General features: G+C 67.6%; 8 protein-coding genes. 6 read left to right on the top strand and 2 right to left on the bottom strand.

What is annotated here, in order from left to right:
* Positions 1–21: 21 nt before the first annotated feature.
* Positions 22–1,338 (bottom strand): CaiB/BaiF CoA transferase family protein, encoded by a 1,317-nt coding sequence (locus tag ROR02_RS09895; RefSeq protein ID WP_147163863.1) that lies wholly within the window; start codon positions 1,336–1,338, stop codon positions 22–24.
* A gap of 375 nt (positions 1,339–1,713) precedes the next feature.
* Here ROR02_RS09895 and ROR02_RS09890 point away from each other — a divergent pair, with 375 nt between their 5' ends.
* From ROR02_RS09890 to ROR02_RS09865, 6 genes are all read left to right on the top strand, one after another.
* The gene (locus ROR02_RS09890; protein WP_170245060.1) at positions 1,714–2,883 is read left to right on the top strand and encodes a BMP family ABC transporter substrate-binding protein; all 1,170 of its coding nucleotides are present in this window, start codon (positions 1,714–1,716) and stop codon (positions 2,881–2,883) included.
* An 11-nt stretch (positions 2,884–2,894) separates the two neighbouring features.
* Positions 2,895–5,414, top strand: coding sequence for a bacteriohemerythrin (locus ROR02_RS09885; protein WP_147163861.1), 2,520 nt, complete (start codon positions 2,895–2,897; stop codon positions 5,412–5,414).
* 44 nt (positions 5,415–5,458) lie between these two features.
* Complete coding sequence (locus ROR02_RS09880; RefSeq protein WP_147163860.1) at positions 5,459–6,022, top strand: SiaB family protein kinase; 564 nt, start codon at positions 5,459–5,461, stop codon at positions 6,020–6,022.
* A gap of 16 nt (positions 6,023–6,038) precedes the next feature.
* Entirely contained in the window at positions 6,039–6,425 is a 387-nt protein-coding gene (locus tag ROR02_RS09875) for a DUF1987 domain-containing protein (protein ID WP_147163859.1), read from the top strand.
* Positions 6,426–6,531: 106 nt separating this feature from the next.
* Positions 6,532–8,460 (top strand): HD domain-containing phosphohydrolase, encoded by a 1,929-nt coding sequence (locus ROR02_RS09870; RefSeq protein ID WP_246135492.1) that lies wholly within the window; start codon positions 6,532–6,534, stop codon positions 8,458–8,460.
* Between the two features lie 279 nt (positions 8,461–8,739).
* Positions 8,740–9,465, top strand: a complete 726-nt coding sequence (locus tag ROR02_RS09865) for a DUF6901 family protein (RefSeq protein ID WP_147163857.1) — start codon at positions 8,740–8,742, stop codon at positions 9,463–9,465.
* 24 nt (positions 9,466–9,489) lie between these two features.
* Here ROR02_RS09865 and ROR02_RS09860 read toward each other — a convergent pair whose 3' ends face one another.
* A complete protein-coding gene (locus ROR02_RS09860) occupies positions 9,490–11,082 on the bottom strand; it encodes an alpha/beta hydrolase (RefSeq protein WP_218032800.1) in 1,593 nt (530 codons plus the stop codon).
* Between the last annotated feature and the right edge of the window lie 216 nt (positions 11,083–11,298).

The raw sequence follows: 11,298 nt of genomic DNA, 5'->3' as shown, positions 1-11,298 counted from the left end.
ATTTTGGGAGCGGGGCCCCTCTTACACCACCTCGGCAGCCGACGAAAGGGACTCCGGCGCCAGACCGATCACCCCCTCGGCGGCCAGCGTCGCGAGCCGGGCCTCGTCCAGGCCCAGAAGCCCCCCCAGAACGGCCCCGGTATGCTGCCCCAAAAGGGGCGGCGCGCCCGGCGAGGGCGGCACACCCGGCGAGGGCGGCGCGCCCGGCGCAGCCTGATCCCCGTTGCCCGACAGGCGCAGCGGGGAGCGCACCAGGGGCACCGTGCCGGCCAGGGGGTGATCCACTTCCATCCGCAGACCTCGGGCGATGACCTGGGGATCGGCGAAGACCTGATCAAGGGTGTTGATCGGTCCGCACGGAACCCCCACCGCCTCCAGATGGGTCAGCCACCACCCGGTCGGGCGGGCGGCCAGGCGCGGGCGCAGCAAGGTCAGCAACGCCTCGCGGTGCAACACCCGGTCGCGGTTGGCGGCGAAGCGCGGATCGATGGCCAGTTCCGGACAGCCGGCCACGGCGCAAAAGCGCTGAAACTGGCCGTCGTTGCCCACCGCCAGCATCAGATGCCCATCAAGGGTGGGGAAGGCCTGGTAGGGCACGATGTTGGGATGCGCCGTGCCCAGCCGCTCCGGCACCACGCCGCCCACCAGATAATTCGACGCCTGATTGGCAAGGCAGGCCACGGCCGTGTCCATCAAGGCAAGATCAATGCGCCGCCCCACCCCGGTCCGTTCGGCCTCGCGCACCGCCGCCACCAGCCCCAGGGCGGCGTAAAGGCCGGTCAGCACGTCGATCAGCGCCACCCCGATTTTCATGGGCCCGCCGCCTGGCTGGGCGTCGGGCTCGCCGGTCAGGCTCATGAGGCCGCTCATGGCCTGAATCATGGCATCATAACCAGCCCGCCCCGCCGCCGGCCCATCCTGCCCGAATCCGGTGATCGAACACGTGACCAGGGGAGGATGGAGAGCCTGCAACGAGGCCCCATCCAGCCCGTAGCGGGCCAGCCCCCCCACCTTGAAATTCTCGATCATGGCATGGCAGTGGGGGACCAGGGCGCGCACCAGGGCCTGGCCCTCGGGGTGGGCCAGGTCGATGGCCACCGAGTGCTTGCCCCGGTTGGCCGACAGGTAATAGGCCGCCTCGGTGGTGTCGCGGCCCTGGGCATCCTTCAGGAAGGGGGGGCCCCAGCTTCGGGTGTCGTCGCCCCGGCCGGGCCGTTCGATCTTGATGACCTCGGCGCCCAGGTCGGCCAGGGCCTGGGTGGCCCAGGGGCCGGCCAGCACCCGCGACAGATCAAGGATCCTCAAACCGGCAAGGGGAAGCGCGGCACAAGCAGGCATCGGAACGCACACTCCGGGCAGGAAAAAGGCACAAGGGGAATCGCCTCGCCGGAACCCGGCGGGCAAAACACCGAAGGCCCGAACGCGCGCACGGGCCACGGGTTTCGGCTCCCTTCACATACGCTTCCCCGCACCGCCCTGTCGCCCCCTTTCGCGGCGGATCCGAACGGCGCGCCGCCCGTCCCCCCTGCCCTTCTCGCGGCCCGCCCCCGACCGCGCGCCTTGTTTTACACTTATTCTTGTTACGGATCCGAACAGGGAGTAAACCCTACCCCATGGGATAAAGACCCCATGCGCCCCCCCGCGCGGGCGCGTTTGCTTCCCGGCACGCACCCCCGGCGCTCCCCTGGAAAGGCAAGGGACGGGAGACAGGGCATGAGGTCCACCATGCAAGGCATCCCGCGCTTCGCTTCCTCGCCCGCGAGAAACGTTCGCCGTGGCAAGCAAGGCTGGGTCACGCGCGCGCTCCTGGCCGTGGCCCTGACGGCGGCCGTGCCCGCCCTTGGGTGGGCCGATCCGGGCATGCGCGCCAAGACGCGCAACACCCCCTTCGTGTTTGGGCCGGCGCTGTTGTTTGAAGTCGACGACATCGACTCCAGCGCCTTTGAAAAGGCGGCCCTGGACGGGGCGCGGTCGTTCTCGGCCCTGAACGGGGTTCCGGTCACGCCCTACACCCCGGGCGGGGTCGCCCAGCGCGCCCAGGGCGCCGACGACAACGAACGCTTCCGTGCGGTCGCGCAGGCCGCCGTGCAGGCCGGGCACCCGGTGGTGGTGGGCGTGGGGTATGCCTTCAGCGCGATTTTCGACAGCCTGGCGCCGCTGTACCCCAATGTCCGGTTCATCATGCTCGATGACGCGGTGCAGCAGCCCAATGTCGAATCCCTTCTTTTTCGCGAGGAGGAAGGGGCCTACCTGGTGGGCGCCCTGGCGGCGCTGGCCACCCGCAGCGGCCGGCTGGGGTTCGTGGGCGGGCGCGACATTGCGTTGATCCGCAAGTTTGGCTGCGCCTTCATGCAAGGCGCGCGCGACCAGCGCCCCGATGTGTCGGTGGCGTGGCGCATGACCGGAACCACCAGCCTTGCCTGGTTCGATCCCACGCGGGGGGCCCGGCTCGCGCGCGAACTGGTGGCCGGGGGCGCCGACGTGATTTTCCACGCCGCCGGCCAGACCGGCGACGGCGTGATCCAGGCCACCACCGGGGCCGGCCGGCTGGCGATCGGGGTGGACGTGAACCAGAACGGCCAGGCCCCGGGGCGGGTGCTGACCTCGATGCTCAAGCGCACCGACATCGCCGTGTTCCTGGCTCTCAAGGATCTGTCGGAAGGGCACTGGACGCCGGGCGTGCGCCGGCTGGGCCTGCGCGAAGGCGCGGTCGATTGGGCGCTTGACGAGAACAACATTCCCCTGATCCCCGAGGACTGGCAAGACACCCTGGACCGGCTGCGCTTTGCCATCCTGGCCGGCCAGGTTCGGGTTGCCAATTACGAGCAGGAAGGGCGGTGCGCGTTCGCGGACTTCGGCCCCTTGCCCCCCGCCACCGAATAGGAAACCCGCGCATGGAGGCCAGCACCAGCCCCTTGATGCCGCCGTCGCCCGCCCCCGTCCCCGCGCCGGTGCGCCAGCGCATCGCCCTGGTTTTGCGCGCGGGTCTGGCCGGCCTCACCCTTTTGACCCTGGTTGCCACGGCGGGGGCGCTGGCCGGATTCTGGCACCTGACCCGGGGCCTGCATCCGGTTGTGACCGAGGCCCTGCCCTCGCTGGAGCAGGCCAACGCCATGATGGCCCTGGTCAAGTCGATCGATGCCGACGCCCGCAAGCTGCCCACCTTGGAAGGCTCGTTCGCGGTCGAGACCATCGGGGCCCATCTGAACGCGAGCCTGACCGACCTGCGGACCGTGGTCGCCGCGCTGCCGGTTTCGGTTTTGCCCGAGGCCGCTCGCGCTGAGTTGACCCAATCCATTGACATTCTGGATTCAGCCCTCAGCCGTCTTGCCGCGTTGATCCGCGAACGCACGCAACAGCAAGCCTCCCTCGCCCGCCGGATCCAGGACCTTGTGGATCTGCGCGCCCAGATCACGGCACTGGGGGCCGATGCTCCGGCCAGCCGCCCCTTGCCCAGACCGGCCACCACCCCGGCGGCCTGGACGGCGATGGAGGCAAGCGGCCTGCTGCTCGCGGCCGTTTCCTCTCCCGATCCCCGGCAGGTCCTGGCCTTTCAGGCGCGGTTCGACCAGCTCATGGGCCAGTTCACGGGTCACGAGCCGCTGGCCAGCCAGGACCGGGCAACCCTGGACCTGATCCGCGATCGCTATCGCGGCCGCCTGGAGGCGCTGCGCGACGTGTTCGCGCTCCGGCTTGCCGTCTTGCGCCAGGATAGCCTGGTGCAAGGCTCGTTGCGCCGGCTGGTGGTGCTTGATCGCCTTGTTCATGGCGTGGGCGCGCTGACCCAGTCCCTGGGCACCGCCTCCCTGGAAAAGACCCAGGCGCTGGAACACGAGCTGACACGCCTGGCCCGGATCATGCTGGGCATCGCCGCGCTGGCGCTGGCGGCGGCGGTGTCGCTCATGGTGTTTGTGTCGCGGCGGGTGGCGGGGCGGATGGTGCACCTGCAACAAGGCATGCAGTCGCACGTCGCCGGCCAGCCGCTTGCAATCGAAACCCAGGGGTCGGACGAAATCGCCGCCATGGCCGGCAGCTTCCTGCACTTCGTGGAGGAAGTCCACGCCCGGGAAGCCCGCCTGGAAGCGCAGGCCCGGGACCTGGACCAGGCCAACGCCGCCCTTGCCGACGCCTACCAGGTGATTTCCGATTCCATCCGCTACGCCAGCACCATTCAACGCGCCACCTTGCCCGACGAAACCGACCTGGGCGCCCTGTTTCCCGATGCCTTCGTGGTGTGGGAACCGCGCGACGTGGTCGCGGGCGATGTGTATTGGTGCCGGCGCTGGGGCGATGGCCTCTTGCTGGTGGTGGGCGATTGCACCGGCCACGGCGTGCCTGGCGCCTTCATGACCCTGATCGCCAACGGCGCGTTCAACGGCGCCATCCTGGAAGTGCCGCCCGGCGATCCCGCCGCCTTGCTGCAACGCATGCATCAGTTGATCCAGCACGCCATGGGGTCAGGACGGGCGCGCCCTTCCGACGACCCGGCCACGCCCACCGACGGCGGGCTGGACGCGGGGGCGTGTTTCCTCAACCCCGATACGGGTGCGCTGATTTTCGCGGGCGCGCATTTTTCGCTGTTCGTGGCCGACGGCGTCACGGTCCAGGAAATCGGCGGCAAACGCATGGGGCTGGGCTATCGCAGCCTGCCCGACACCCTGGCCCTGGAAAACACCCGCGTGCGCCTGAGCGCCGGAATGTGGTATTACCTGACCACCGACGGGCTGATCGACCAGATCGGCGGCCCCAAGCGCCGCGCCTTCGGCAAGGCCCGGCTGCGCGCCTTGCTCACCGAGGTTCACCCCTTGTCCACGCCCCGGCGCAAGGCCACCATCCAGGCCGCCCTCGCGCGGTTCCAGGGCCGCGAGCCCCGCCGCGACGATGTTTGCCTGGTGGGATTTGGCGGATTTGGACCCGGGGCCAGCCTGGACGAAGCCGACGCCCTGCGCATGGAGGATTCCTTGCTGACCGGGGTGGGCGAAATCGATCAGGATCACCTGAAACTCTTCGATCTCGTCAACCGCATTGGCGGCCTGATCAGCGCCGATCGCGGCTCGCCTCGTCTGGTGCGGGCGCTGGAGGATCTGGTTTCCTACACCCATTGGCATTTTCGCCACGAAGAGCGGTTGATGCTGGAAACGGATTTTCCCGGCCGGACCCAGCACAAACGCGAACACGAAATCCTGGTGGATCAGGCCAGCCATCTTCTGGACCGCCTGGAGGCCGGCGACCTCGCGGTGTGCGATGGCCTGATGACCTTCCTGGGCGACTGGCTGCGCATTCACATCAAGGTCATGGACAAGGAGTTCGGGAATTTCCTTTTGACGGCGCAGAAGGCCACCCCCATGCCCTCTCCTGTTCTCGGAACGCCCGCAGGCCCGATATCGCCCCCAGGACAAAAGGCAGTGTCTTGAAAAATATATAGAGAATAATAAAAGCCAAGCAGGGAGCATGAAAAATGGCATCACTTGCCGACGACCTATACCAGCTGAAAAGCCAGTTCGACCGGGACAACCTCCTTTTTTGTTACAGCGGTTTTTTCACCCAGGAAGTTCTGGAAGGCATTGGCGTCGCCCTGCGCGCCAAGCTCGCCGTCGAACAGACCGAGCGCCGGGTCGCCAAGAACCTGTTTTCGGTTTTTGTCGAGCAGGTCCAAAACGTGGTGCGCTACTCGGCGGAAAAGGATGAAGGAGACTCGGAGCAAGGCGGCGAAACCGTCTTGCGGTATGGTATCTTGCTGGTCGGGCGACGGGCGGGAGGTTATTTCGTGTCATGTGGTAATCTGGTGCGCGACGAGGATGTGGAACGGTTGCGCGGGGAGCTGGCCATCATTGAAACCCTCAGCCGCGAGGAATTGATGATCCAGTACAAGCAGGCCCTGCGTCGCCCTCCCCCGCCGGGATGCAAGGGCGCGAACGTGGGTTTCCTCGATATCGCGCGCCTTGCCGGCGGTGGCGTGGAATTCGATTTCACCCAGGTCCGCGAAGGCTATAGTTTCTTTGCCATGAACGCCCTGATGTAGTGCAAGGATAATTTTCATGGACAATATTTCCATTGCCGCGACCTTGCGGTCTCCGAAAATTAGTTTTGATTTTACTCACAATAAATTCAATATATCTGGCGAATCTTATCCGGAAAATGTTTCAGAGTTCTACAGCCCCCTCATCAAGGAAATGGAGGCTTATCTTTCTTCTGTTGTTAACGCGGATATTGAGTTCTGTTTTGAACTCATATACTTTAACAGTTCCACGGCGAAAATCCTGCTTGAACTCTTCGACATGCTGGACGAGGCCGCGCACCGGGGCAACCGGGTTGACATCACCTGGACCTACGAAGTGGACGACGACAACCTGAAGGAACTCGGCCAGGAATTCGGAGCCGATCTCCAGCATGCCCGTTTTTCCATGCAAGAAATCACCCTTTAATCACCCCAGGACGGACCCTTAATTAAAAACAATCCTGATTTTTAAACGGCACGTCCTCTTTCCAAGAAGCCTTTTTTGCTGACGTGAACCGAGGGGAGGCCACATCGTGGAACTGTTTGCCCGCGAACAAACGGTGCTCGATCAGGCGCGTGCCGCCTTGCAGGCCACCCCCAACCCGGCGTTCGAGGTCCTGGCCGATGAATACGGCCGCCTGGTGCGCCAGATGCGCCGCCTGGTTCAGATCAGCGATCGCAGCGAGGAGCGGCTCAAGGACGCCTATACCCTGATCGAACAGCAAAAGGCCGAGCTGGAGCGCGCCAACGCGGCCATCTCGCGCTACGCCGACGACCTGGAACAGCGCGTGCGCGAGCGCACCCGGGAACTGGCCCAGGAGCGCGAACGGCTGGAACGACTGGTGCGCCTGGGCATCACCCTGGGCCGGGAAAGGGATCCCAAGCGCCTGCCCGATCTTCTGGTGGACGGAGCCCTGGAACTGTCCGGGGCCACGATGGGCACGCTCTACACCCTGGACGAGGAACGACTGAGCGTGGCCAGCCGACGCGGCGGCCCGCCTCTTCCCCCCGATGACCCCCCTCCCGCCCCCGTCACCGAGGCTCTGCGCAATCGCGTGTTGATCCGCGTCACCTCGCCCGGCCCCAACCGGACCCGGATCTGCACCGGCGTGGCCGTCCCCCTGATCCCCCGCGGTCAGGAAACCATTGGCGCCCTGCTGCTGGAAACGCAACCGGACGCCCCGCCGTTCGCCGATGAAACCCGCCCCCTGGTCGAGGCCCTGGTCGCCCAGGGCGCCGCCGCGCTCGACAACCAGAATCTGCTCAAGATCCAGGCGATCTTGCTGGAATCGTTCATTGAACTGATCGCGGGCGCCATCGACGCCAAGTCACCGCACACCGGCGGCCATTGCGCGCGCGTGCCTGAAATCGCCCACCTGATCGCCCGCGCCGCCTGCGCCGAAACCAGGGGCCCGTTCGCCGGGTTCGCCCTGACCACCGAGGACGAATGGCGCGAATTCCGGATCGCGGCCTGGCTGCATGATTGCGGCAAGGTCACCACCCCGGAATACGTGGTCGACAAGGCCACCAAGCTGGAAACGCTGTACAACCGGCTGCACGAAATCCGCACCCGCTTCGAAGTGCTGTGGCGCGACGCCGAGATTGCCTACTGGCGGGGCCTTGCCCGAAACGAAGCCCCCGAACCCGAGCTGGACCGCCGCCGCCACGACGCCCGGCAGGCGCTTCAAGACGACTTCGCCTTCGTTGCCGCGTGCAACATCGGGGGCGAAGCCCTGGCCGAGGCCGACCTGGAGCGCCTCAAGGTCCTGGCCAACCGGCCGTGGATCCGCCATTTCGACGACACCTTGGGGCTTTCCGCCGACGAGCGCCGCCGCCTGCCCGCCGATCACCCGGCCCCGCCGGCCGAGGAACGCCTTCTGGCCGATCGCCCCGAGCACCGGGTGCCCCGCCCCGCCGGCGAGACCACCATTCCCGACCTGCGCCTCAGCATTCCGCCGCTGCTGTTCAATTTTGGCGAACTCTACAACCTGACCATCCGGCGCGGCACCCTCACCGAGGAAGAGCGCTTCAAGATCAACGACCACGTGGTGCAGACCATCGCCATGTTGCGCCGCCTGTCGTTTCCCAAGAGCCTGCGCCGGGTTCCGGAGTACGCGGGCGCCCACCACGAAACCCTGATCGGCACCGGCTACCCGCGCCGGCTCATGGCCGACGAGATGTCGGTGCCGGCGCGCATCCTGGCGGTGGCCGATGTCTTCGAGGCCCTGACCGCCGGCGATCGCCCCTACAAGAAAGCCAAGCCGCTGTCGGAGGCGCTCGCCATCATGGCCGGCATGGTCTCGCGGCGCCACCTGGACCCCGACCTGTTCGACCTTTTGTTGACCAGCGGCGTTTATCGCGTGTACGCCGAAATGTACTTAACCGCCGAGCAACGCGACCCCGTGGACCTCGATGCCCTGCGCGCCCTGGCGCGAGGCGAGCGGGTGCCGTGCAAAGCCTGAGGGGAACCGGGGGGGACTGCCGGAAAAAGCCCCCCCTGGGGCCACCAAGGCGAAGCTATCAGAGAGGGCAGGACGCGTGCGAAAGCGCCTCATTCAGGGCACCCGGGAGTCGCCGCCGGCCTTTCCCGGAACAGCCCAAACACCTCTTGCCGAACCTCCCTCCCCCCCCTACCTTTCACCATACCCTCGGATCCCTTCCGATCCACGACGAATGCGCACACGGGCCGGTGGGCTGTCGGTTTTCAGTCGGCGAATGCCCGCCCCCCGGGAGACCCCTGGATGGCGCCAGAGCCCGCGACGGTTACCTACCTTTTCCACCTGGCGGCCGGTCGCGACGAGCGCATTACCTTGCGGTTCGCGCCCGAAACCCATCTGCTGCTGCCCGAGGACGGCGACGCCCCGCCGGCGTGGACGCATCTGGCTTTTCACCCCTGCGCGCCTTGCCCGCTTGCCCCCACGCCGGGCGCCTTGTGCCCGTTTGCCCGGGCCTTGGGCGGGTTCGTGCACCGGTTCGATGCGTTCTATTCCTACGAACGCGCGGTGGTCGAGGTGATCACCGCCCAGCGTACCATGGTGGCACCGTGTTCGCTGCAAGAGGCCCTGGCCTCGATCGCCGGCCTGATCGGCGCGACCTCGGGCTGTCCGCTGCTGGCGTTTTTCCGCCCCATGGCCCGCTTTCACCTGCCCTTCGCCAGCGAACAGGAAACCCTGGTCCGGGCCTTTTCGCTGCACCTGCTGGGGGAATACCTGAAGGCCGGCGGCAGCGGGGCCCGGCCGGTGTCGGTCGAGGCTCTGGAAGCCCGCTACGCGGCGGTGAGCGAGGTCAACCGGGGCATGGCCAACCGCCTGCGCGCCGCCTTTTCCCGCGACGCCGCCGTGAACGCGATCATCATCCTGGATACCTTTGCCCAAGCCGTGCCCTTCGTCGCCGGCGAGGCCCTGGCCGAACTGCGCCCCCTGTTCGAGGGCATCCCCGCGCCGCCTCCCCGCTCCGTCGGGCGGTAAGGCAACGCGGGGGCCTTTGCCCCCCTACCCCGAAACCACGGGGAAAATGGCGGCGATGGCGATGGCGAGCGCGAGCGCCGTGGCGAGGCCGCCCACGGCGCCGTGATGGGTCCGCGCCCAGGTCCAGCGCGCGAACAGCCCGAACACCCCCATGAACACCACCAGCGCCGGCATCAGGATGATGAGGAAGAACAGGGATTCAAAATCCAAGGCGATGGCCAGCCCCAGCGAGGCCAGGAACAAGGTCCGGGTCGCCACGCCGCGCAGGAAGGAATTCCCGGCGCGGCGGATCAAGGCCTCGTCGGCCAGGATGTAGGGCACGGTGCCAAGCGCCATCACCGGCACCAGGAACCAGCGCGCCGGCCCCGGCGCCACGGCGGTCACGAAGCGATCCACCGGCAGGCCAAAGGCCACCAGCCCATAGGCCGCCGCCAGCCCCCCGGCCAGCCCCAGCCGCCCCCATTCGCTTCGTTCCAGGCGGGGGAAGGCCACGACCGGACACGCGCGCCCGGCCCGGCGTTCGTGCCGGCACCACCACGCGAGCCCGGCCGCCGTCAGCAGGCCATAGACGGCGGCATGGGCCACCAGGTAGTCGCCAACCAGCGTGGGCAGGAAGTCGGTGGGCAGCGGGCGCAAGAGCACGGGCGTGGCCAGCGCCGGGCCCACGGCAAGCCAGAAGAACGGCCGCCCGGTCAGACGGGCCGCGCTCTTGGGCGGCGGCGCGATCCTTGGCAAAAGGGTGGACAGCGGCCACGCCAGCCCGACGACCCCGGCCAGCAGCACGCCGATCCACGGCATGCGCGCCGGCACCGGGCCGGCGCCGTGGCGGTGGAACACGGCATCGAGCCACGCCACCGTTTCAGTGGCGGCCACGCGGCTGAACAGCACGCCAATGTGCTCCACCCCCGGAGCCAGCACATAGCGCCGGGCCGTGCCCTGGTCGATCGACCCGTAGGTCGCCTCGGCCTGGGGCGCCGAGGTGCCGGCGACCATGGCCACGGCGCGCAGGGCCTCGGCCTTCAGGGCGTTTTGTTCCAAGGCACCCACGATCACCAGCAGGTCGCGGGGCTCGGTCGGGGTCACGGCCGGCGAGAACATGGAAACGGCGACGGTCGCCGCCACCGCCGGCTCGGCGGCCGCGTAGCGCACCACGATGTCGGAAGCCATGGAATGGCCCAGCACCGCGAAGCGCGGCTGATCGGGCACCAGATCGCGGGCGAACTGGGCCACCTGGTGAATCTGGTTGAGCAGATACACCGTCGCCCCGTCCACGTTGGCCAGATCGCCGCCCAGGGGTTCGGGATGGCGGCCGTGGCCCAGGGCATCGAAGGTTACCGCCACGTAGCCGGCCTCGGCCAGGGCGATGGCGAAATTCTGCATCAGCTGCTGCGAGCCGGCGAAGCCATGGGCGATGACCACCGCCGGCCCCAGGGGACCCTTGGCCGGCTGGAACACCGTCACCGGTGTTTCGTCAACGAAGGTATGTCGAATCTCCAGATCGGCCAGCGGCGCCATCAGGCGCGCAAGGGCCAGGACAATCATCAAAGCCGCCGCCAGCGCCACCACGGCGCGCGGGGCCACCACGGACCGCCAGGCGGTCCAGCGAGGTGGCGTCATGCCGTCATCCCTGTCGCGGGCTCCACCGGCATGGCGGAGCGGGACCCACCCGCTCCCCCCGAAGGCGGGGGAGCGGCAGACAGGCGCCCCCCGGAGCCTCCCGGACCGGCGCCTGTCTCAAGACTCCTTTGTTGCCCTCCCCGAACCTTGAGTCAACGCCCTGACCAGGGCAATCAGGTGAACCGATCGCCCTGGAGTGTTTACCCTGCCCTCAAA

This window comes from Pararhodospirillum oryzae (genome assembly GCF_007992075.1).
Taxonomy (GTDB): Bacteria; Pseudomonadota; Alphaproteobacteria; order Rhodospirillales; family Rhodospirillaceae; genus Pararhodospirillum; species Pararhodospirillum oryzae.
Note: the sequence above shows the minus strand (reverse complement) of the source record. Positions and strands in the feature narration are given on the sequence as shown.

Excerpts from the sequence above, each read along its gene's own strand:
- ROR02_RS09890 (WP_170245060.1), top strand. The coding sequence starts at position 1,714 with ATGAGGTCCACCATGCAAGGCATCCCGCGCTTCGCTTCCTCGCCCGCG.
- ROR02_RS09895 (WP_147163863.1), bottom strand. The coding sequence starts at position 1,338 with ATGCCTGCTTGTGCCGCGCTTCCCCTTGCCGGTTTGAGGATCCTTGAT.
- ROR02_RS09865 (WP_147163857.1), top strand. The coding sequence starts at position 8,740 with ATGGCGCCAGAGCCCGCGACGGTTACCTACCTTTTCCACCTGGCGGCC.
- ROR02_RS09880 (WP_147163860.1), top strand. The coding sequence starts at position 5,459 with ATGGCATCACTTGCCGACGACCTATACCAGCTGAAAAGCCAGTTCGAC.
- ROR02_RS09885 (WP_147163861.1), top strand. The coding sequence starts at position 2,895 with ATGGAGGCCAGCACCAGCCCCTTGATGCCGCCGTCGCCCGCCCCCGTC.
- ROR02_RS09875 (WP_147163859.1), top strand. The coding sequence starts at position 6,039 with ATGGACAATATTTCCATTGCCGCGACCTTGCGGTCTCCGAAAATTAGT.
- ROR02_RS09860 (WP_218032800.1), bottom strand. The coding sequence starts at position 11,082 with ATGACGCCACCTCGCTGGACCGCCTGGCGGTCCGTGGTGGCCCCGCGC.